We start from the raw sequence: 22,088 nt of genomic DNA, 5'->3' as shown, positions 1-22,088 counted from the left end.
ACGTCGGGCCTGGCGGCCGCGGCTCGCCCCTGCCCGGCGGCTACGCCATCACGGCCGACAGCACCGCGTATCCGACCTGTCGCCCGGTGACGGCGGAGTGGCCCGAGATGAAGTCGTCGGACTTGAGCGACCACACACCGGGACCCGAGAAGTCGTACCGCCCGCCGACGTCGAGCATCGTCGCGGTCTTGGCGCCCTTCGTCTTGAGGGCTCCGTTGCGACCGATGCCGCCGTACGGGTCGTTCTCGTCGCCGAGCCCCTGTCCGATCTGACGCGCGAGGCGGGATGCGATCGGATACGCGAGCCCGACCGCCTTGTCGCGGTGCGTGTGCGTCACGATGATCGGCCCGCTGATCTTCGACGGAACCTTCGCGAACATTCCGTTCGTCCCCGAGCCGTCCCAGTCGGTGGCCATACCGAAGTGGCTGTACGCCGCCTGCAGCAGCGACATCGACGCGATCGGCGCCTTCGTCGCGAGCGCCGCGGCGGTGACGGCCCGCCCGCCGAACGAGTGCCCGACCAGGTGGATCCGAGCGTCATCCGCTTCATCGTGCACGTGATCGAGCAGTACGGCGACGCCCTTCTTGCCGACGACTCCGGCGCGCTCCTTCATCGTGTAGTAGGTCGTGATGTTCAGGAGGTTCCGGCCCATCTGTATCACGTTGTCGAACAATCCCGCACCGCCGCCGTCCTCCGGCAGCGGCGGCAGACCGCTCGGGTCGATCGACGCGGCGCCTCCGGCCGCCGCGGGAGCGGCGTCTTCGGCACCCAGGGTCTTCGCGGCCGCGATGACCTCCTGCGGGTCGGCCTCTTTGAGGGCCGTGAACGCGGCCACGTCCTCGCCCTTCGTCGACTTCGGCAGCGTCTCGCGCAGCAGCTCGAGGAACTCCTCCTGAGCAGCCGACGAACCCTCGAGCCTCGGTACGAGCGCGACGAGCCGGTCGGCGATCGCGCGGTCTTCGACGCGCTCGCGGATCTCCGTCTCGAGCTCCGCCGCGGAGTCTCCGACTCCCGCGCCGGCGCCCGAGTTCTCATCCGGCGCCCACTGGATCGACGGCCACAGCACACCCACCACGACGAACCTCCGCTGGCGCGCACCGGCGACCTTCCCGCGCACGGCGACGATCGAGTCGACGAGCTGGTCGTACAGCGCGCGGGCCTGGCCCTGGGTGTTGTTCCAGCCGTGCGAGATGACGATCACATCGGTCGGATGCTTCTGCGTGAGCAGCGCGTCGAGCTCCTCGAGCTGCGTCCGGTCGACGAGCCCGCCTTTCTTGTCGAACTCGACCTCGGCGTACGGCAGCGACATGGCCATGGCCGACCTCCTCTCACCTCGTCCGCGGCGCCGTCGCCGCGTCACACGCTCTGGATCGCACGCATCGCGTCGACGAGCCCGCGACCCTGAAAAGTCGTATCGCGCCCGAGGTCGTTCGCGGAGTCCATGAGGATCCGCTTCACGTCGTCGGGCTTGCCGATGAACTCCCTGTGCACCGAGAGGAAGGCAGCCGCCACTCCTGATACATGCGGAGCCGACATCGAGGTGCCCGAGTCTTCGACGTAGGTGATGTCGGATGCCTTCTCACCGGGCTTCAACTGGACGTTGGCGCGCGCCCGGTCGAGCAGCTCGCCGGCGCCCGCGCTCACGACGCGCTCACCGGGCGCCACGACATCCGGCTTGCGACGACCGTCCCCGGTCGGTCCTTTGGACGAGAAGTACGAGACTCCCGTCGAATAGGGCTTGATCGACGTGGATCCCACGGTGATCGCCCGTGCGGCGTTGCCCGGGTCGTTGATCGTCATGCCGAACCCGAGGCGCATCTCGCGTCCTGCGGTGTCACGGGCGGCTCCGTAACCGGTGTTCCCCGCCGACACGACGACGCACACGCCATTCGCCACGAGCCGATCGACTTCGCGACACACGGGTGAGAGGCCGGTCGCGAACCAGGACGGATCGAACGGATAGCCCAGCGAGAGGTTCACACCGTGGACGTTGAGCTCGCGCCCCGACAGGTTGAGCTCCTCGATGTACTCGAGTGCCTCGAGGAGCGACGCGACATCGCCCGTGCGGTCGTCGCGCAGCACCTTGATCGACAGGATCTTCGTCCGCGGGGCCATGCCCATGATGCGGTCGAGCTCGACCCGTTCGACCCCTGTGCCGCCCTCGGCGGTCCGATACCACGTCGCGGCGCAGATCCGCTTGCCACGCGGTTTGGCGATCTGACCGCCGGCGATGATGCCGGCGACGTGGGTTCCGTGGCCGTTCGGGTCGCGCAGCGCGTCGGCATCCGTCGTGTCCGACACGAAGCTCCGCGGTCTCAGCGTCTCGGGCAGGTCGAGCGTCTCATAGGTCTGGAAGTGGGCGTGCCTCCGATCGACGCCGGTGTCGAGCACCGCCCACACGACTCCCTCGCCCGTCGCCGCGAACGACCGCACCGCGGCATCCGCCTTCATCGTCGTGACCGAGCGATGGATCGTCGCGCGCACCTCGAAGTTCGGCCACACGCGGTTGATGAAGCTGCGCGGCGCGGTCTTCTGCTCCTGCCGGTCGCGCGCGGGAGTCCGGCCCTTGTCGGCGTCGATGCGGACGAGCTCGAGGATCTCATCCGCCGTGAGCGCCGCCATGACGTAGTGGTTCGTCGCCGTCGAGTACGCCTCGAGAGCGCGACCGCCGCTCGCGATGCGGATCATCGCGAGCAGCTCCTGCGCGGCGTTCTCGGGCGGAATCCCGCTGTCGGTGCGCAGTTCGACGACGATGCCGATCAGTTCCTCCCTGCTCGCCGACGCCATGCGCTCGGCGAGCGGGCGCGTGATGACCGAGTCCGTCACGAGCGAGACGGTGCGCGGCACGTCCGGCAGCGGGAACGCAGGCGCCGTCGGCGGAATGCGAGGGGGAGGGGTCGGCCCCTCCTCGGAGCTCGGCTCCTCGTGCTCGGCTTCTCCCTCGCCTTCGGGAGCGCCTTCTTCGGGAGGCCCACCGGGCGCGGCGCCACGAGACGGCACGGGCCTCTTGCCGCCGCCCGGCCCCTCGCCGCGCGGCCTCGGACGCGGCGGCTCCGGCTCGAGATCGGCGTCCGCCTCGATCGCGGGGAACTCGCGCGGCAGCGCCGTGCGGTTGTCGTCGTCGGATGATCGTGCCACGGCGCCCCCCGAGCGTCGATCCGTCCCCCGCGGTGAGCGTACCGCCGGACGGCCGCGGGTGCTACGGGGTCTCGCGCGCAGGCGCGGAGCGGCTCAGTCGAGTTCGAACTCGTCCTCATCGGGCTCGTCGCCCGCGGCCGGGAGTGCGCTGCGTCGCCGGAACGCGCCGCCCACCTTGCGCGCGGCGCCGCCGACCGCCGTCGCGCTCTTCGTGACGCCGTCGGCGATGACACCGCCCGCACGGCGGAACGTCTGCGCGGCGGCCGACTCGATGCGCGTCGCGCCCGGCCGGGGCTCGAGCTCGGCAGGCATCGCGACGGGTGCGACGCCGAACGCACGGCGCGAGTTCACAAGCACGCGGCGGCCGAGGATGTGGTTGCCCGCGCCGCCGATGACGGCACCCACGCCGAACGGCAGCGCCTTGCCGATGAAGGAGGCTCCGCCCTTCGCGGCGAACTGGCGCGTGAATGCGGTCTTGAGGCGGTCGACGAGAGGACCCATCGCGGCCCGCGGGAGCGTCTTCGTGATGAGCTCGCCCCAGTAGCGGTCGCGCGTGACACCTTTGCCCGCCGCCTGCCGCGCGAGCTGTGCGACGAGGTCGACACCCTCCTTGCCGAGCATGAGCGTCAGCACGAGGGCGCGCGCACGATCGGGATCCGACACGGGAATGCCGTGCACCTCGGCGACCGACTGCGCGAACAGCGCGGTCGCCTCGAGGAATGCGACCGTCTCGACGCCGCTGAGCGTGAGCGTCACGCCGGTCCCGATCCCCGGGACGACTGCGGTCGCCCCGACCGCCGCACCCCCGGTCGTCACAGCGGCGAGGTAGCGGCGTTCCAGCATCCGGATCACCTCGGTCGCCGTCGCATCGGGGTTGCGAAGCCGGATGCTGCGCAGATGGGCGAGCACGACCGGCCGCTGGATCGCGAGCACCTTGTCGAGGGCGCGGACCGTGCGCGGATGCTCCGTCGAGCCGGCAGGCGGAAGGCCCCCGTCCCACGGCGCTCCGTCGGGCAGGGAGTGGATGCGGTGCACCTTCTCGGCCATCAGGCCGATCCTAAGCACGCGGATCTGGCCGGAACCTGTGGAACGCCCGACGAACCGGAATCAGCGAGTGCCCCGGGGGCTCGGCCGGTTCAGACGAAGAGGTTCGCGCGCTCGAGGTCTTCGGCGAAGTCGACCTCGACGGCGTAGAGGTCGGAGATGTCCATCGGCGCGAGGCGCAGGCCGTCTTCGGCGATCGCGAGCTCGAGGCCGCGCTCGAAGTAGTCCTGGTCGTCGACGCGCTGAAGCTGGCGCATGAACGCCTTCTTGTCGGCGGCCGAGATGTAGTTGATGCCGACCGCCTCGCCGATGCCGTCCTTGACGGTCTTGGACAGCTCGGCGATGTACCCGCGGTCGTCGATCGTGTACTTGACCTCTTCGTCGCTCACCTTGGCGGTGTTGACGGTGACGAACGACTGTTCGCGCTCGATGAGCGACACGGCGCGGCCGAGGATGCGCGGATCGAAGACGACATCCCCGTTCATCCAGAGCACGCCCGCGCGGCCGGTCGCGTTGAGGGCGCGCAGAAGGCTCTTGGAGGTGTTCGTCTGGTCGTAGCGGTCGTTGTAGACGTAGTCGACGTGCGGGAACGCCTCGACGATCGTCTCGGCCCGGTAGCCGACCACGGTCGTGATGCGGGCGTCGTCGCCGAAAGCAGCACGGATGTTGTCGTGCTGCTGCTGCATGATGCTCCGGCCGTCGCTGAGCTCGGTGAGGGGCTTCGGAAGGGCCCGGCCGAGCCGCGAACCCATGCCGGCCGCGAGAATGACGGTCTGAAGTGTCACGGTTGGTCTCCTGGAGTGCTCGTTCGGCGTCAATTCACTGACGCGACACTCCTTCGTGCCTGGTTCATGGTAGCGAGAGCGCCTGAAAGGGCGCACAATGTCCGCCGTCCGTTGTCGTTTCGTGACATAACGCGCTGTTGTCGACAAACCGTGCCCCAGTGGGGAGTTTCACAGCGCGGTTGATACGTTGGACAGGTGACTCCCTCTCTGCCGGTGCCACACGAATCCGCTCCGGACGACCCGGAACGGCCCGATGAGAGCGCCCAGCTGCGGGACCTTCTGATCCTCCCGCCTCGGCCGCCCCTGCCGAGCGACAGTCAGGAGCAGGCCGAGGCGACCGCTGAGACGGATGCCGCCGCCGCAGAGTCCGCGAAGCCCGAGGCCGCGTCGCAGCAGGCCAAGCCCGCCGATCGCCCGCGCAAGCCGAAGAACAGCAAGGGCAAGGGGCGCGGCAAGCGCCGCCCCGCCGCGAAGGCCGATCCCGGTCCGCCGCCACCGCTTCCGCCCGATGTCGCCGCACCCGAGGCCGCAGAGCCCGCACCGCAGCCCGCGGCAGAAGAGGTCGTGATCGACGGCGAGATCGCCGTTCCACCCAAGCCGCCGCTTCCGGCGGCAGCGCTCGTCTCGCCCGATGTCGAGATCGACGTGCCGCCGCCCCCGCCGCCGCCCGTCCCCGCCGCCGAGGTCGCGGCAGCCGTCGTCGCCGAAGAGCACGCGGACGCGCCGGTATCCGAGGATGCCGTCGCGGCAGACGAGGGGACGGTCGAGGAAGAGGCGCAGGTCGCCGTCCAGGCGGAGGCGGAGGCAGCGGAGGCGGAGCCGGAGGTCGCCGAGCCCGAGCCTGTGGACGCCGAGCCCGAGCCCGTGGACGCCGAGCCGGAGGCCGTGGAAGCCGAGCCGGAGAAGCCCGAGGCCGACGAGGCCGAGCCCGAGCTCGAGGAGCAGGACGCAGCGGATGCCGCGGATGCCGCGGACGCCGCGAATGCCGTCGAGGCCGAGCCCGACGTGCTCGAAGAGCAGACGACCGAAGCCCCGCTCGCGCCCGAGACCCCGGAAGAGATCGCGCACGCGGCATCCGTCATCGAGCCCAAGCCGCTCGAGCACGTGCCCGACGTCCTGACCGTGTCGGACGTCGATCCCTCCCAGGCCGCGCTCGTGCTGCGGGGCGTGTCGAAGTCGTTCGGCGGAGCACTCGCGGTCGACGGCGTGGACCTCACCGTTCCGGCCGGCACGTTCTACGGACTCGTCGGCCCCAACGGAGCCGGCAAGACGACGACGCTGTCGATGATCGCGGGCCTGCTGCGCCCCGACCGCGGCTCGGTGCATGTGACGGGCATAGATGTGCGCGCCAACCCCCGCGGAGCGAAGCGCCGCATGGGCGTGCTGCCCGACCGGCTCCGCACGTTCGACCGGCTCACCGGTCGCCAGCTGCTCTATTACTACGGCGTGCTGCGCGGTCTTCCGCCTGCGGTGGTCGAGAGTCGCACCGCCGACCTCGCGCGTGCCTTCGACCTCACCGATGCGCTCGGCCGCGTCGTGGCGGACTACTCCGCCGGCATGGCGAAGAAGGTCATGCTCGCGGGGGCGATGATCCACTCGCCGCGTCTGCTCGTGCTCGACGAGCCGTTCGAGGCGGTGGACCCCGTCTCGAGCGCGATCATCCTCGACATCCTCTCCACGTACGTCGCGCACGGAGGAACGGTCATCCTGTCGAGCCACGGCATGGAACTCGTCGAGCGCGTGTGCTCGCGCGTCGCGGTGCTCGTCGCGGGGCAGGTGCTCGCAGAGGGCACGATCGACGAAGTGCGCGGCGAGCTGACGCTCGAGCAGAGGTTCATCGAGCTCGCCGGCGGCCTCAGCGACGTGGAGGGCCTGGAGTGGCTGCACACGTTCTCCGACTGAGGGTCGCGATGCTCCTCGGAGCACTCCGCGGAGACATCGAGTCCGTCACGCGCACGATCGCATGGCTGATCCTCGTCGTCGGGTCGACGGCGCTCGTGTGCTGGGGACTGCTGACCCTCGCGGATGCGGGCACCGACGTCGCCCTCACCGTGACCGTCCTGGGCGGATCCGCCGTCACCGCCGGCTTCGCGATCGCCCCGATCGTCGGCGGAGTGGCCGACCCGCTCGACCCCCGCCGCTTCGCGCTCATCGGACTCCCGAACGGACCCCTCGCCGCGATCCTCGCGGTCGCCGGACTCATCAGCGTGCCGATCATAGCGCTGCTGGCGGTCGCGATCAGCTCCGCGATCATGTGGAGCCAGGTCGGCGTCCCGTGGGGAGCGGGCGCGGCATCCGTCGTCCTCGGTGTCGTCACGTGTGCGCTCCTGGCCCGCACGTGCATGGCGCTCACCTCGCTGTTCCTGCGCGAGCGGCGATCGCGCGAGCTTTCGGGCGTGTTCCTGCTCGCGGTGGTCGTGGTGGTCGTGCCGGTCGGCGTGTTCCTCGCGTCTCTCGAATGGGGTCGTCGCGTCCCGCCGCAGCTCGTCGAGGCGGTCGAGATCCTCGGCCGCACGCCGCTCGGCGCCGCGTGGGCGTTCCCGGGGCTCATCGCCCAGGGGGGTGACGCGGGCTTGAGCCTGTTCGTCGCGATCGCGACGGTCATCGTGCTCGCGGGTCTGTGGGCGCTGCTCGTGCACCGACTGCTCACGACGACCGAGCGTCCCGCATCGGTGCGCGAGCGCGGCGGGCTCGCCTGGTTCGCCGTGGCGCCCGGCACTCCGGGCGGTGCGATCGCGGCACGGAGCCTCTTCTACTGGCTGCGCGACCCGCGGTACCTCGTCAACATCGTCATCATCCCGGTCGCCGCGGCCGTCACGACGATCCCGCTGCTGATCGCCGGCGTGCCGCCCGCGATCGTGGCGCTCGTGCCCGTGCCGTTCATCGCGCTGTTCCTCGGATGGCTGCCGCACAACGACGTCGCATACGACTCGACCGCCGTGTGGATGCACGTCGGCAGCGGCGTGCGGGGGTTCTCCGACCGCATCGGTCGTCTCGTGCCCGTGCTGTTCATCGGAATCCCGCTGCTCGCGATCGCGATCCCGGTCGCGATCGTGTTCCACGGGCGCTGGGCGATCCTGCCCGCCCTCGTCGGCGTGTGCGCATCCCTCTTCCTGTCGGGCCTCGGGCTGTCGAGCATCTCGTCGGCGCTCGCGCCCTACGCGGTGTCGCACCCGGGCGAGAGCCCGTTCGAGCAGCCCCAGCGGATCGGCGCGACCGGCGCGATCGCCCAGAGCGTCGTGCTGTTCGGCGCGATCGTCCTGAGCATCCCCGCACTGTGGTGGGGCTGGCTTGCGATCGACGGCGACGCCGAGGCGGCGACGACCGCCCTGTGGGGTGGCGCCGGCATCGGGTTCGGCGTGTTGGTCGTCGGTCTCGCGGTCGGCTCGGTCCTGTTCGAGCGACGCGGCGGCCGCATCATGGAGTTCGCCGAGACGACGTGATGCGAGTGGCGAAGTGACGGATGCCGCGGTATCCGCCACCGCCTCCGGTGGCGAGCCCGCGGGTAGACTAACCGTCCATGAGCACCCCCCTCGAAGGCCCTGACCAGGGCGGACTCGCCACTCTCGATCGCGAGCTCGAAGAGCTCATCCGCGAAGAGACCATCGAGCCGGGTGACCACGAGCGCTTCTCGCACTACGTGAAGAAGGAGAAGATCCTCGAGTCGGCCCTCACCGGCAAGCCGGTGCGGGCGCTGTGCGGCAAGAAGTGGACGCCTGGGCGCGACCCCGAGAAGTTCCCCGTATGCCCGACGTGCAAGGAGATCTACGAGTCCATGGGCGGCTGAGCCGTCACACCTCGTCGGCGTCGACGTAGACCGTGGGGATGGCCGGATCGGACCGGCTGAGCGCGAGGGCGCGCACCGGCAGCTCTTCGCGCACGCGCGCGTGGTGGCGGCGAGCCGCGTCGACGCCCTCGGGGCCCTCGAACGACGCATCCGTCTCGCCGTCGACCACCAGCGGAACCTGAAGAGCGCGTGCGCCGGGATGCCGGTCGGGGGTGTCGATCTCTTCGAAGCCGTCCGAGACGACGATGAGCTCGCTCGTCGCGGTGCCCGCGTCGAGCGTGCGGAAGGCGGCCTTGCGTCCGCCACGAGACGTCTTGTCGGCCGACGTCTTCTCGACTCCGACCCAGCCGCCCGCGCTGTCCTGTCGGGCGACGAGCTTGTAGACCATGCCGGCGGTCGGCGTGCCGGATCCCGTCACGACCGACGTGCCGACACCGTACGAGTCGACCGGTGACGCCGCGAGCGCCGCGATGGCGTATTCGTCGAGGTCGCTCGTGACGGTGATCTTCGTGCTCGTCGCGCCGAGCTCGTCGAGGAGCTCGCGCACCTCGGCGGCGACGATCGGCAGGTCGCCCGAGTCGATGCGGACACCGCCGAGCTGCGTGCCCGCCACGCGCACCGCCGTCTCGACGCCCTCGCGGATGTCGTACGTGTCGACGAGGAGCGTCGTGTCGACGCCGAGGGTCTCGACCTGCGCGCGGAAGGCCGCCTCCTCGCTGTCGTGCAGGAGGGTCCACGCGTGGGCGGCCGTGCCCATCGTCGGAATGCCCCAACGGCGGCCCGCCTCGAGGTTCGACGTCGCGCTGAACCCCGCGATGTAGGCGGCGCGGGCGGCGGCGATCGCGGATGCCTCGCCCGCGCGGCGCGAGCCCATCTCGGCGAGCGGACGGTCGCCCGCGGCGACGCTCATGCGGGCCGCGGCGGTCGCGACGGCCGAGTCGTGGTTCAGCACGCTCAGCGCGAGCGTCTCGAGCACGACGGCCTCGGCGAACGTGCCCTCGACGGTGAGGATGGGGGAGCCGGGGAAGTACAGCTCGCCCTCGCGGTACCCGGTGATGTTGCCGCTGAAGCGGTAGCGCTCGAGGAAGTCGATCGTCTCGGCGTCGACGACGCGCTCATCGCGCAGAAAGCGCAGCTCGTCGTGGCCGAAGCGGAAGTCGCGCAAGAGGGTCAGGAGGCGCCCCGTGCCCGCGACGACGCCGAAGCGGCGGCCTCCGGGGAGTCTTCGCCCGAAGAGCTCGAACACGCAGCGGCGCTTGGCGGTCCCGTCGCGCAGGGCGGCGTCGAGCATCGTGAGCTCGTAGCGGTCGGTGTGCAGGGCGGAGCTCGTCCAGGCCGTCATGCGGTCAGCCTAGTGATCAGGCGCTGGCGTAGGCTGGCTGATCGTGACCCTTCGACAGACTCGCGACGGCGCCGACGCGCCGATCGGAATCTTCGACTCGGGAGTGGGCGGACTCACGGTCGCACGTGCGGTCTCGGCGATGCTTCCGCGCGAGTCCATCCTCTACATCGGCGACACCGCCCGCTCGCCCTACGGTCCGAAGCCGATCGCCGACGTGCGGCGGTACTCGCTCGAGGTGCTCGACACGCTCGTCGAGCAGGGCGTCAAGATGCTCGTGATCGCGTGCAACACCGCATCCGCCGCCGTCCTGCGCGACGCGCGCGAGCGGTACGACGTCCCGGTCGTCGAAGTCATCGGGCCCGCCGTGCGCACCGCCATATCGACCACCCGCAACGGCCGCGTCGGCGTGATCGGCACGGCCGGCACGATCGGCTCGGGCGCCTACCAGGACATGCTCGAGGTCAACGAGCGCCTCACCGTCTTCGCGCAGGCGTGCCCGCGCTTCGTCGAGTTCGTCGAGGCCGGCGTCACCGGCACGCCCGAGGTGCTCGCGGTCGCCGAGGAGTACCTCGCGCCCCTGCGCCACGCGGGCGTCGACACGCTCGTGCTCGGCTGCACGCACTACCCCTTCCTCGAAGGGGCGATCAGCTACGTGATGGGTCCGGACGTGTCGCTCGTGTCGAGCGACACCGAGACCGCGAAGGACGTCTACCGTCAGCTCGTGTCGCGCGACCTGCTGGCGGGGCCGGATGCCACGCCCACCCACGTCTACGAGGCGACGGGCGCGTCCGCCGACGAGTTCCTCGACCTCGCCCACCGGCTCATGGGCCGCGAGGTCTCGGCGGTGCGGGTCGTGCAGACCGGCGCGATCGATCTGCCCACCGGCTGAAACGCCGGCCGAATATCGTTCTTCACCCCCGGTTCGACGACGACAAGGAGACCCCCGTGACGCTTCCCTCCGCCGATGCCCCGATCGTCCGCAGCGACGGCCGCGCGCCCGACGAGCTGCGGCCCATCACGATCGAGCGCGGCTGGAGCGCGCACGCCGAGGGATCCGCGCTCATCTCGTTCGGCGGAACGAAGGTGCTGTGCACGGCGTCGTTCACGAACGGCGTGCCGCGGTGGCTCACCGGCAAGGGCAAGGGCTGGGTCACGGCGGAGTACGCGATGCTCCCGCGCGCGACGAACGAGCGCAACGACCGAGAGGCGGTCAAGGGACGCATCGGCGGCCGCACCCACGAGATCTCGCGTCTCATCGGCCGCGCGCTGCGCGCGGTCGTCGACACGAAGGCGCTCGGCGAGAACACGATCGTGATCGACTGCGACGTCCTGCAGGCCGACGGCGGAACGCGCACCGCCGCGATCACCGGCGCGTACGTCGCGCTCGTCGACGCGATCGAATGGGGGCGGCAGAAGAAGTTCATCGCCCAGCGCTCGGACGTGCTGCTCGACTCCGTCGCGGCGGTGTCGGTGGGCATCATCGACGGCACGCCGATGCTCGACCTCGCGTACGTCGAGGACGTGCGCGCCGAGACCGACATGAACGTCGTCGTCACCGGCCGAGGCCTGTTCGTCGAGGTGCAGGGCACCGCCGAGGGTGCGCCGTTCGACAAGCGGGAGCTCGACGCGCTGCTCGAGCTCGGGGTCGCGGGGTGCGCGTCGCTGCGCGAGCACCAGCTCGCTGCCCTGGCCGACACAGCCGACGGCGACACGGAGAGCGCCGGGACCGTCGGGAGCCCCGCGTGACGGCGCATCCGAACGAGATGGCGGATGCGGTCGCCGACGTCGCCGGCGAGCCCGAGTCCGCCGAGCTGCGGCAGATCGTGCTCGCGACCCACAACCCGCACAAGGTCGAGGAGTTCCAGGCGATCGTCGCGGCGACCCGCCCCGATCTGCACGTCATCGCATACCACGGCCCCGAGCCCGTCGAGGACGGCGTGACCTTCGCCGAGAACGCGCTCATCAAGGCGCGCGCGGCCGCTGAGCACACCGGCCTTCCGGCGCTCGCCGACGACTCCGGCATCTGCGTCGATGTGCTGGGCGGCGCGCCCGGCGTCTTCTCGGCGTATTGGGCCGGCCACGCGAAGGACGCAGCCGCGAACGTGAACCTCTTGCTCGACCAGCTCTCCGACATCGCCGACCCGCACCGGACGGCGCAGTTCGTGTCGACGATCGCCCTCGTCGTGCCCGGTGACGCGTCGAGCGAGAGCGTCGTCGAGGGGCGTTGGCCGGGGCGCCTCGCCCTCGCCCCCGCGGGGGAGGGCGGATTCGGCTACGACCCGATCTTCATCCCCGACGGCCAGGAGCCGGGCAGCGAGCGCACGGTCGCCGAGATGTCCGCCGCAGAGAAGAACGCGCAGTCGCATCGCGCCCGCGCCTTCGCCGAGCTCACGCCGCTGCTCGAGCAGCTCTGACCTCACGCGCGCCCGGCCGGTGATAATCGGGATCATTCCCGACAGGCTCGGCGCGCCCTCGCGACGCAACCGTCCGGCCTAGCCTGGAGACATGCACGACCACGCGAAGGACCCCGCCCGGGGCGTCCGTGGTGCGAGCAGTCGGCGTCTTCTCGCGGTGTCGCTCGCGATCACGTCCGTCGTCATGGTCGTGCAGATCGTGGGAGCGGCCCTGTCGGGATCGCTCGCCCTGCTGGCCGACGCGGCGCACATGTTCACGGATGCCGCGGCCCTCGTCATCGCGCTCATCGCGAGCACGGTCGCCGCACGCCCCGCGAACGACCGCCGCACGTTCGGCTACCAGCGCGCGGAGGTGTTCGGGGCGCTCGTGAACGCCGTGATCCTCATCGTCCTCTCGGGGTGGGTCGCGATCGAGGGCGTGCGACGGCTCGTCGAGCCGGGCGAGGTCGAGGTCGCGGGCGGGCTCATGCTCGTCGTCGCGATCGTGGGCCTCGTCGCGAACGGCGTCGCGATGTGGCTGCTCGGCGCGGCGCAGCGCACGAGCATCAACGTGCGCGGCGCGTACCTCGAGGTCATGGGCGACCTCATCGGGTCCGCCGCCGTCATCGTCGCGGCGATCGTGATCGTGACGACCGGTTGGGTGCAGGCGGATGCCATCGCGTCGCTGTTCATCGCGGCGATGATCATTCCGCGGGCGATCGGCTTGCTCCGCGAGGTGATGTCGGTGCTCGCGGAGTCGGCGCCGAAGGGCACGCACGTCGCCGAGATCCGCGACCACATCCTCTCGACGCCAGGCGTCGTCGATGCGCACGACGTGCACGTGTGGCAGCTCACGCGCGGGGCGCCGGTCTTCACTGCTCACGTCGTGGTCGAGGACGAGGCTCTGCGCGACGGGCGGGCGGCGGGCATCCTCACGCGCCTGCAGTCGTGCCTGTCGGACCACTTCGACGTCGAGCACTCGACGTTCCAGCTCGAGCCCGCGGGTCACATCGAGCACGACGCCCACGCATGACGGGGCTAGAACGGCGGCAGATCCTCGCGGACGACCTCGTCCGGGCTCTTGTCGGGCCGCAGCCCGCGCCAGCGCGGGTGCCGGAGGATGCCGGCGGGCGTGAACTCGCCGTACTCGACCTCGCCGACGAGCTCGGGTTTCACCCACAGGGCGTCGCGCGCGTCCAACCGCGGCACGCCCACGAGCGGGTTCTCGTCGGTGCGCAGCGGCGTGAGCTTCGTCATGAGCATCCGCAGCGTGGAGTCGCTGAACCCGGAGCCGACGCGCCCGGCGTACTGCAGTCCGTCCGGGCCGGGGATGCCGAGCAGGAGCGACCCGAACGTCGAACTGCGTCCGCCCTGGCCGGGGCGCATGCCCGCGATCACGACCTCCTGCGTGCGTGTGAGCTTGACTTTGAGCCATGACTCCGACCGCACGCCGCGCAGGTAGAGAGAAGACGGATCCTTGACGACGATGCCCTCGAGCCGCAGCGTCTTGCTCGTGTCGAGGGCGACGTCGACGTCGTCGAACACGGGCGGCACCGCGATCGCCGGGATGACGCCCTGCGCGAGGCGTTCGAGCTCTTCTCGCCGCTCGCGCAGAGGCAATCCCGCGAGGTCGTGCCCTGCGATCGCGAGGACGTCGAACAGGTAGTACCGCACGGGCGTGCGGCGCGCCTCGCGTGTGATGTCGCCCGCGCGCTCGAGATTCATGCGCGTCTGCAGCAGCGGGAAGCTCGGGCGCCCATCGGGCTCGAGGGCGACGAGCTCGCCATCGACCACGCACGGCTCATCGCCCAAGCCGGCGTCGACCTCGGTCAGCTCGGGGTAGCGGTGGGTGATGTCGTTGCCGCTTCGGGCGAACAGGCGCAGCCGGTGGCCGTCCCACACGCCGACGGCGCGGATGCCGTCCCACTTCGCCTCCGCCCACGCGAGGTCGCCCCACCGCGCAGCCGCGCGTCGCGCGGCATCCGGGGTCGCAGCCGTCGCCCGCATGACGCGCACGGCGTCCTTGCCCTCGGGGGCGCGCGGAAGCTTCGAGAGGTCGCGGCCCGAGGCCGTCTTGACAGGCTCAGGGGCCGTGTCGACGGGCCGATGAGCCGCCCCGCGCGCTCGGCGCCGCCGCGGCTCGTCGGCCTGATCGCTCGCGACGACGGGTTCGCCGTCCGGCTGCGGGCGGCCGTCGGCATCCGTCTTCATGCGATGGAGCAGCCAGCTCGACTTCTCGCCCTCGCCCTCCGTCCTGATGAGCGCGAGCCGCACGCGGCCGAGCGGACCGCCGGGGCGGCCTTCGAGCGTCACGATGATCTCGTCGTCGCGCCACTTCTCGAGGTCGTAGCGCCCGTCGTCCCAGATCGTGACACTGCCGCCACCGTACTCGCCGGCGGGAATCGTACCCTCGAAGGTCGCGTACTCCATGGGGTGGTCCTCGGTCTGGATCGCGAGGTTGTTGCGCTTGTACGTGTGCGGCACGCCGCGCGGCACGGCCCAGCTCTTGAGCACGCCGTCGTGCTCGAGCCGGAAGTCCCAGTGCAGGGCGGTCGCGTGATGCTCCTGGATGACGAAGATCGGCTTCTCGGTGCCGGTGCCCGTGGGGGCTGCGCCGAGCGGATTCGCCGGCACGGGCTCGGGTGTGCGATCGGCGCTGCGCTTGGCGATGTACGCCGACAGCGGACCCGACTCCGCCTCGCGCCCGCCCGCGTGGAAACCGAGCGGCGCCATGGGATCGCCGATCTCCTGGATGCGCTCGAGCACCTCGGTGAACTCGAGATGGCGCAGGTCCGGGTCGTCGAGCTCTTCCCACGTGCGGGGCGCGGCGACGGTCGGATGCGGGCGCCCCCGCATCGAGTACGGCGCGATCGTCGTCTTCGAGCCGTTGTTCTGACTCCAGTCGATGAGCACCTTTCCCTTGCGCTCGGCCTTCTTCATGCTGCTCACCACGAGGTCGGGGTGGTCGGCTTCGATCGCGCGGGCGAGCTCATTGGCGAGGGCGGATGCCTGCTCGGGGGTCTGCCCGGGCGGAAGAGCGGCGTAAAGGTGGATGCCCTTGCTGCCGCTCGTGACCGGGTAGGGCTCCAGGCCCATGCCCTCGAGGATCGTGCGCGCCCAGCCCGCGACGACGGCGCACTCGGGGAGCCCCGTGCCCGGGCCCGGGTCGAGGTCGAGCACGAGGCGGTCGGCGAATCCGCGGTCGCCGTCGGGCGTGAAGCGCCACTGCGGCACGTGCAGCTCGAGGCTCGCGACCTGCGCGAGGTACACGAGCGTGGGGACGTCGCCGACGAGCGGGTACTCCTTGGGTCCGCCGGAGTGCTCGATCGGCATCCGTCTCACCCACGACGGCGCTCCGCGCTCGAGATCCTTCGCGAAGAAGACCATGCCGGGGTCGTCCGCAGTGCCTACGCCGTCGGGCCACCGCTTGCGCGTGACGGGACGCCCCACGACGTGGGGGATCATGACCTCGCCGATGCGGGTGTAGTAGTCGATGACCTCGCCCTTGGTCGTGCCTGTCTCGGGGTAGAGCACCTTGTCGAGGTTCGTGAGCCGCAGGCGGCGGCCCCCGATCGTCACGAGCTGCGGAGCGCTCATCGGGTGGCGACCCCGTCCGGCGCGACGCGTGCGGTGCGCGCCCGCACGATCGCCTTGCGCACCTCTTCGACCCAGATGACGAGCGACGCGAGCCCGACGCACACCGCCCAGTGCACCGGGTCGAGCGCGGTGGTGCCGAACGCGGCCTGCAGGAACGGGACGTACACGACGGCCACCTGCAGCGCGACCGCAAGGGCGAACGAACCCCACAGCACGCGGTTGCGGAAGAGGCCGCTCACGACGCTCGCGCGATCGGAGCGCGCGTTGAATGCGGTGAGCAGGGCTGCCAGCACCATCGTCGTGAACCCCGCGGTGCGGGCCGTGTCGAACGTGTCGGCGCCGCCGGGCACGAGGCCGCCCGGAAGGAAGATGTCCATCGTCAGGAGCGTCGCGATCGACATCGTGAGGCCGGTCGTCGCGATGATCGTCCACATCGAGCCGTCGATGGCGCGGTCGCCCGGGCCGCGCGGGGGCCGCGCCATGACGTCGTCGACCTCAGGGTCGACGCCCATCGCGAGGGCGGGCGCGGAATCGGTCACGAGGTTCGTCCACAGGATCTGCGTGGCCAGCAGCGGCAGCACGACCGCCTCGGGGCTCGCCTGCGTGAATCCGAGCGCGCCCGCGAACACGACGCCGAAGAACACCGTCAGCACCTCGCCCATGTTCGAGCTGAGGAGGTACCGGAGGAACTTGCGGATGTTGTCGAAGATCACGCGCCCCTCGCGCACGGCGGCGACGATCGTGGCGAAGTTGTCGTCGGTGAGCACCATGCGGGCCGCCTCCTTCGTCACCTCCGTCCCCGCGATGCCCATCGCGATGCCGATGTCGGCGGACTTCAGCGCCGGTGCGTCGTTGACCCCGTCGCCGGTCATCGCGACGATCTCGCCATGCTCCTGCAGCGCGTCGACGATGCGCAGCTTGTGTTCGGGCGCGACGCGTGCGAACACGGACGTCGTCGCGACGATGTCGCGGAGCCGCGCGGCATCCGCGTTCTCGAGGTCGACGCCGGTCGCGACCGGGTCGCCCTCGCGCGCGAGGCCGAGGTCGCGCGCGATGCGGGAGGCGGTGGCCGGGTGGTCGCCGGTGATCATGATGACGCGGATGCCGGCGCGATGCGCCTCCTCGATCGCCGCCGCCGCCTCGGGGCGGGGCGGATCGATGATGCCGACCGTGCCCACGTAAACGAGATCGTGCTCGTGCGACTCGTCGAACGCGGCGCCGTCGGTCGCATCGACCTCCTCGGGCGCGATCCGGTACGCGACGCCGAGCGTGCGGTATGCCTGCGCCGAGAGCGCCTCGACCGCCTCCATCGCCCGGCGGCGTCCCTCGTCGTCGAGGGGGACGGCCTCGTCGCCCACCCGCTGCTCGGTGCAGCGCGCGAGCAGCACGTCGGGTGCGCCCTTGCTGAAGACGTACACCGGACCGCCCTCCTCGCGGTGCGCGGTCGACATCATCTTGCGCTCCGAGCTGAAGGGCACCTCGCCGATGCGGCCGAAGCGCCGCGGCGACGGGCGCTCGCTGTCGAGCCGGTGCGCCGCGAGCAGGAACGCCGTCTCGGTGGGGTCGCCCTCCGCCTGGAGTCGACCCTCCTCCTCGACGAGCCGTGCATCGTTCGCGAGCGCCCCCACGCGGAGCGTGAGCTCGGCTTCGCGCATCGCCGCCTTCGTCGTCTCGTCGGCCGCGTCGAGATCGCGGAAGGCGGCGGTCGCCGAGACATCCGTCTCACCCGAAGCGGTCACGACCCGTTCGATCCGCATGCGGTTGGTCGTGAGCGTGCCGGTCTTGTCGGTGCAGATGACGGATGCCGAACCCAGCGACTCGACGCTCGACAGGTTCTTCACGATCGCGTTGCGCTTCGCCATGCGCTGCACGCCGAGGGCGAGCACGATCGACAGGAGCGCCGGCAGGCCCTCCGGCACGGCCGCGACGGCGAGCGAGACGCCGAGCAGCAGCACCGTGACGAGATCGGCGGGCGAGGTGATGCCCTGCACGAGGGTGATCGTGATCATCACGACGATCGCGATCGAGATCACGATGATGCTGAGCGTCCGGCCGAGCCGCGAGACCTCGCGCTGGAGCGGCGTCGCCTCGGCCTTCGTCTCGGCGAGGAGGTCGGCGATCGCGCCGGTCTCGGTCTCCATCCCCGTCGCCGTGACGATCGCGCGGCCGTTCCCGCGCGTGACGGCGGTGCCGGCGAACACCATGTTCGCGCGGTCTCCCAGCGGCACGAGCGACGGCAGTGCCGCGGCGTCCTTCTCGACGGGCGCGCTCTCGCCGGTGAGCGACGACTCCATCGTGTGGAGGGAGTGCGTCGTGATGAGCCGCGCGTCGGCGCCGACGCGGTCGCCCTCCGCGAGCAGCAGGATGTCGCCGGGCACGAGGTCGGCGCTCGACGTCGATCGGATGCGCCCGTCCCGCACCACGGTCGAGTGGGCATGCGTGAGGGAGGCGAGTGCCGCGACGGCGCGGTCGGCGCGCGCCTCCTGCGCGAGCCCGATGATCGCGTTGAGCACGATGATCGCGCCGATGACGATCGCGTCGATCGGCACGGGCTCCTCGCCCTCGATGACCCACGCGACCACCGACACCCCGGCGGCCACGAGCAGCAGGATGATGAGCGGATCGGCGAACTGTGCGAGCGCGCGCCTCCACAGCGGTGTGCGCGTGGCGGCGCGCAGCTCGTTCGGCCCGTACTGTGCGAGGCGTCTGGAGGCCTCGGCTTCGCTCAACCCCGTCTCGGGATCGGTGCCGAGCTCACGGGCGACGTCCCGGGCATCGCGCGTCGACGGATGCTCGGTCGACAGCGGGGTCGAGCTCTCCGGTATCGCCACGCTCTCATCCTCGCGGTCGGTCGTCGAGGCGGGCAAGGCGACGGGGCCGAGCGGGCGCACTTCCGGAATGCAAGCCCTAGCCGTGAAGGCTGTGACCGGTGTGTACTGGTGGGATGAGGGCGATCTGGAAGGGCGCGCTGACCTTCGGCCTGGTGAACGTGCCGGTGAAGGTCTATTCGGCGACCGAAGACCATGACGTGCCGCTGCACCAGGTGCACGCCAAGGACGGCGGGCGCATCCGGTACCAGCGCATCTGCGAGATCGACGGCGAGGTCGTGCCGTATCAGGACATCGACAAGGCCTACGACGACGGCGAGCACACGGTGATCCTCACGAAGGAGGACCTCGCGTCGCTGCCCTCTGAGCGCAGCCGCGAGATCGACGTCGTCGAGTTCGTGCCGAGTGACCAGGTGGACCTCCTGACGCTCGACCGCGCGTACTACCTCGAGCCTGACTCGGCGTCGCCGAAGGCGTACGTGCTGCTGCGCAAGACGCTCGAGCAGACCGACCGCACCGCGATCGTGCGCTTCTCGCTGCGCCAGAAGACACGGCTCGCGGCGCTGCGCGTACGCGGCGACGTGCTCGTGCTGCAGACGCTCTTGTGGTCGGACGAGGTGCGCGAGGCGTCGTTCCCGGTGCTCGACGAGCCCGTGCGCATCTCGGCGAAGGAGCTCGAGCTGTCGTCGGCGCTCGTCGAGAGCTTCGCGAGCGACTTCGACCCGTCCGAGTTCGAGGACGAGTACCAGGCCGAGCTGCGCACGCTCATCCAGGCGAAGCTCGAGAAGGGCGACGCGGTCGACACGGCCGAGACGTTCGGCGAGCAGGAGGAGGAGACCGGCGGCGAGGTCATCGACCTCATGGCGGCGCTGCGCGCGAGCATCGAGAAGTCGCGCGAGGCTCGCGGGGGGTCGAAGAGCGGGTCATCGACGTCGGATGCCGCGTCCAAGAGCTCGCCGAAGAAGTCGACCTCGTCGAGCAAGACGGCCGCGAAGAAGACTCCCGCGAAGAAGACCGCGTCGAAGTCGGAGCCCAAGAAGAAGACGGCGAAGGCGTCCTGACCTCGGGCAGGCGGGCGCCGCAAGGGCGTGCGTGACCGAGTGGCCGCAGTCGCGGCATCCGGTTCTCACGCCTTGTGGTCGCCCTCGTGGTGCTCGGGGCCGCGCTCGAAGACCTCGGGGTCGAGCACGAGTTCGCGCGCCTCTTCGGGATCGGTGACGACGTCTTCGCCCGCGGCGGCAGCCTTCTTGGCCTTGCTGCGCTCGCGCAGGTAGTGCCACAGCGTCACGAGGGCGGTGCCGCCGACCGCGGCCAGGAGGATGAGGTCGATGTAGTGCTCGACGAAATCGGCGATCGGCGGGATGAAGCCGATGAGGTAGCCGAACATCGTGAGGCCGAAGCCCCAGATGACCGCGCCGATGAAGTTGTAGAGCGTGTACTTCCACTTGTTCATGTGGCCGACGCCGGCGGCGACGGGCGCGAACGTGCGGACGATCGGAACGAAGCGGGCCAGGATGATCGTGAGCCCGCCGAAGCGCTCGAAGAACGCGTTCGTGCGTTCGACGTTCTTGACGCTGAACAGGCCCGATTCCTTGCGCTCGAACACGGCCGGGCCGCCCTTGTGTCCGATGTAGTACCCGACTTCACCGCCGACGAACGCGGCGAGCCCGATGAGCAGGGCGACCCACCATACGCTGATGCCGAACACGCCGTGCGGGGCGTACGACTGCGGGTGCGAGAGCAGACCCGAGATGACGAGCAGAGTGTCGCCCGGCAGCAGGAACCCCACGAGCAGGCCGGTCTCGGCGAACACGATGAAGCAGACGACGGCGAGGGCCCAGGGGCCCGCCCACCCGATGATCGCGGCGGGGTCGAGCCAGGGGATGAGGGCTGCGTAGTGCAAGAGGATTTCCCGTCGGTCGGATCGGTCGGCGGCGGATGCGGCGCTGAGCGCACCTCGTGCGGAAGGTGGGACTTGAACCCACACGCCCGAAGGCACAGGAACCTAAATCCTGCGTGTCTGCCAGTTTCACCACTCCCGCGGGTGGGTTCAGTCTACTGAGGCGGGTGGGAAGCGGCTGGGGGGTCAGCCCCCGGATCGCGGGGTGGGTTCAGCGCCGGATGCCGAACATGAAGTACGTCGTCGGTCCGATCCAGTTGACGAGGATGACCGGGATCCACGCGGGTTTGGGGCCGCGGATCTCGTCGCGGTCGCGATGCGAGAGGTCCCAGAACGCGAGGAACGCGAACACGGCCTGCAGGATCGCGCCGACGCCCACCGCCGCCTTCGCGCCCGGGCTGAGCTGCTTCTTCGTCTTGGTCATGGTCAACCTCCGCTCCGGTCTCATCCTGCCCGGTGTCCGGCCTGAGCGCACGAGGGCCCGCCTGTGGATAACTTCGCGATGGTCGCCGTGCACCGGGTGAGGATGCTTCGGTGACTCCCGCTGCCCCGCCCGCCGTCGTCGAACGCGTTCGCGATCGGCTGCGGGCCGAGCGGGTCGACACCTCGCGCGACGCGTCCGCCGCGCTGAGCATTGCGCGCGACGAGGTGCGTCGGCACAACGACTTCGCGCTCGCGCGCGGGCTCGCGCCGATCGACGACGAGGCGGCGTGCGTGCGCGAAGTGCTCGCGCGGGTGACGGGGTACGGGCCGCTGCAGGCGTACCTCGACGACCCGACGGTCGAGGCAAATTGGGCGTAATGCCAAAGTGCGCCGTGCGAACAGCGACTGCTCGATGACGTCGCCTGCTTTCTGGTCGGCACACCGGAAAGGGTGCGACGCCCCATTAGTGAGTAGTGTGAGCCGCGTGGCGAGGGTGATAGTGCCGGGATTGGTCGGCGCGGACATGGCGGTCGTAACGGCGCGGGCGAAGTTGCCGGACGATCTTGCCTTTGAGGAGTATCACCGGATTATCGACGATCTCCGTGTGGCCGTCTCCTTCGCGGAGTTCCTTGAGTCCAGTGGCGAAGCGCGTTGGGATGAATCAAAGCTGCCCGCCACGACACTCGTAAGGGCACAGTACGGGAGCGATTTTCTCTGCATCATTGCGGTCGGCGGCGCCGGCCTCACCGGGCTCAAATTGGTCGCTGGGATCGTGAAAACCGTCGCAGAAGCAGTCCGCGCGAGTGCGGAGGCGCGGCGGGCGGACGCGGAGGCGCGGCGGGCGGATGCGG

At 70.5% G+C, this 22,088-nt stretch carries 19 protein-coding genes and 1 tRNA gene; 10 read left to right on the top strand and 10 right to left on the bottom strand.

The features are described 5' to 3' along the window. Positions 1–40 precede the first annotated feature (40 nt). The 4 genes from VNR19_RS07615 to VNR19_RS07600 form a co-directional block, all read right to left on the bottom strand. Positions 41–1,315, bottom strand: a complete 1,275-nt coding sequence (locus VNR19_RS07615) for an alpha/beta fold hydrolase (RefSeq protein WP_325725467.1) — start codon at positions 1,313–1,315, stop codon at positions 41–43. Between the two features lie 41 nt (positions 1,316–1,356). Further along, positions 1,357–3,138: a S8 family peptidase gene (locus VNR19_RS07610; protein WP_325725465.1), complete on the bottom strand. Its 1,782-nt coding sequence runs from the start codon at positions 3,136–3,138 to the stop codon at positions 1,357–1,359. A gap of 93 nt (positions 3,139–3,231) precedes the next feature. Beyond that, on the bottom strand, positions 3,232–4,185 hold the full coding sequence (locus tag VNR19_RS07605) for a hypothetical protein (RefSeq protein WP_325725463.1): 954 nt from the start codon (positions 4,183–4,185) through the stop codon (positions 3,232–3,234). Between the two features lie 89 nt (positions 4,186–4,274). Beyond that, entirely contained in the window at positions 4,275–4,967 is a 693-nt protein-coding gene (locus VNR19_RS07600) for a phosphocholine cytidylyltransferase family protein (protein ID WP_325725461.1), read from the bottom strand. Positions 4,968–5,180: 213 nt separating this feature from the next. On the opposite strand from VNR19_RS07600, the gene VNR19_RS17290 reads away from it, so the two are divergent. From VNR19_RS17290 to VNR19_RS07585, 3 genes are all read left to right on the top strand, one after another. Further along, on the top strand, positions 5,181–6,869 hold the full coding sequence (locus VNR19_RS17290; protein ID WP_414684129.1) for an ABC transporter ATP-binding protein: 1,689 nt from the start codon (positions 5,181–5,183) through the stop codon (positions 6,867–6,869). Between the two features lie 8 nt (positions 6,870–6,877). Next, on the top strand, positions 6,878–8,410 hold the full coding sequence (locus VNR19_RS07590) for a hypothetical protein (RefSeq protein WP_325725459.1): 1,533 nt from the start codon (positions 6,878–6,880) through the stop codon (positions 8,408–8,410). Between the two features lie 77 nt (positions 8,411–8,487). Then, positions 8,488–8,754: a DUF3039 domain-containing protein gene (locus VNR19_RS07585; RefSeq protein ID WP_325725457.1), complete on the top strand. Its 267-nt coding sequence runs from the start codon at positions 8,488–8,490 to the stop codon at positions 8,752–8,754. A 4-nt stretch (positions 8,755–8,758) separates the two neighbouring features. On the opposite strand, the gene VNR19_RS07580 is transcribed toward VNR19_RS07585, so the two are convergent. Next, a complete protein-coding gene (locus VNR19_RS07580) occupies positions 8,759–10,096 on the bottom strand; it encodes a nicotinate phosphoribosyltransferase (RefSeq protein ID WP_325725455.1) in 1,338 nt (445 codons plus the stop codon). A gap of 43 nt (positions 10,097–10,139) precedes the next feature. Here VNR19_RS07580 and murI point away from each other — a divergent pair, with 43 nt between their 5' ends. The 4 genes from murI to VNR19_RS07560 all read left to right on the top strand — a co-directional run bounded on the left by murI (position 10,140) and on the right by VNR19_RS07560 (position 13,522). Further along, complete coding sequence (gene murI, locus VNR19_RS07575; protein WP_325725453.1) at positions 10,140–10,985, top strand: glutamate racemase; 846 nt, start codon at positions 10,140–10,142, stop codon at positions 10,983–10,985. Positions 10,986–11,068: 83 nt separating this feature from the next. Continuing rightward, on the top strand, positions 11,069–11,842 hold the full coding sequence (rph, locus tag VNR19_RS07570) for a ribonuclease PH (RefSeq protein WP_325725581.1): 774 nt from the start codon (positions 11,069–11,071) through the stop codon (positions 11,840–11,842). 17 nt (positions 11,843–11,859) lie between these two features. After that, positions 11,860–12,510, top strand: coding sequence for an RdgB/HAM1 family non-canonical purine NTP pyrophosphatase (rdgB, locus tag VNR19_RS07565; RefSeq protein WP_325725579.1), 651 nt, complete (start codon positions 11,860–11,862; stop codon positions 12,508–12,510). Between the two features lie 91 nt (positions 12,511–12,601). Further along, positions 12,602–13,522 carry a cation diffusion facilitator family transporter gene (locus tag VNR19_RS07560; RefSeq protein ID WP_325725451.1) on the top strand — a complete coding sequence of 307 codons (921 nt, stop codon included), beginning with the start codon at positions 12,602–12,604 and terminating at the stop codon, positions 13,520–13,522. A gap of 5 nt (positions 13,523–13,527) precedes the next feature. Here the strand turns inward: VNR19_RS07560 and VNR19_RS07555 are convergent, their stop codons facing one another. Both VNR19_RS07555 and VNR19_RS07550 read right to left on the bottom strand, forming a co-directional pair. Continuing rightward, complete coding sequence (locus tag VNR19_RS07555; protein WP_325725449.1) at positions 13,528–16,086, bottom strand: ATP-dependent DNA ligase; 2,559 nt, start codon at positions 16,084–16,086, stop codon at positions 13,528–13,530. Beyond that, positions 16,083–18,917 carry a cation-translocating P-type ATPase gene (locus tag VNR19_RS07550; protein WP_325725447.1) on the bottom strand — a complete coding sequence of 945 codons (2,835 nt, stop codon included), beginning with the start codon at positions 18,915–18,917 and terminating at the stop codon, positions 16,083–16,085. The genes VNR19_RS07555 and VNR19_RS07550 overlap by 4 nt, the downstream gene beginning before the upstream one ends. A gap of 113 nt (positions 18,918–19,030) precedes the next feature. On the opposite strand from VNR19_RS07550, the gene ku reads away from it, so the two are divergent. Further along, complete coding sequence (gene ku / locus VNR19_RS07545; RefSeq protein WP_325725445.1) at positions 19,031–19,975, top strand: non-homologous end joining protein Ku; 945 nt, start codon at positions 19,031–19,033, stop codon at positions 19,973–19,975. Between the two features lie 65 nt (positions 19,976–20,040). Here ku and VNR19_RS07540 read toward each other — a convergent pair whose 3' ends face one another. From VNR19_RS07540 to VNR19_RS07530, 3 genes are all read right to left on the bottom strand, one after another. Further along, on the bottom strand, positions 20,041–20,817 hold the full coding sequence (locus VNR19_RS07540) for a DedA family protein (RefSeq protein ID WP_325033623.1): 777 nt from the start codon (positions 20,815–20,817) through the stop codon (positions 20,041–20,043). Between the two features lie 57 nt (positions 20,818–20,874). After that, positions 20,875–20,956 (bottom strand) — tRNA-Leu (locus tag VNR19_RS07535). A 69-nt stretch (positions 20,957–21,025) separates the two neighbouring features. Continuing rightward, entirely contained in the window at positions 21,026–21,238 is a 213-nt protein-coding gene (locus VNR19_RS07530; RefSeq protein WP_325725443.1) for a PLDc N-terminal domain-containing protein, read from the bottom strand. Positions 21,239–21,348: 110 nt separating this feature from the next. Between VNR19_RS07530 and VNR19_RS07525 the strand changes: the two genes are divergently transcribed. Together VNR19_RS07525 and VNR19_RS07520 are read left to right on the top strand one after the other, a co-directional pair. After that, positions 21,349–21,615, top strand: coding sequence for a hypothetical protein (locus tag VNR19_RS07525; protein WP_325725441.1), 267 nt, complete (start codon positions 21,349–21,351; stop codon positions 21,613–21,615). Positions 21,616–21,721: 106 nt separating this feature from the next. Continuing rightward, the coding region (locus tag VNR19_RS07520; RefSeq protein ID WP_325725439.1) for a hypothetical protein at positions 21,722–22,088 on the top strand (367 nt) is incomplete at its 3' end.

This window comes from Microbacterium sp., from assembly GCF_035556355.1.
In the GTDB taxonomy this organism is placed as follows: Bacteria; Actinomycetota; Actinomycetes; order Actinomycetales; family Microbacteriaceae; genus Microbacterium.
This window is presented reverse-complemented; position numbering and strand designations above follow the sequence as displayed.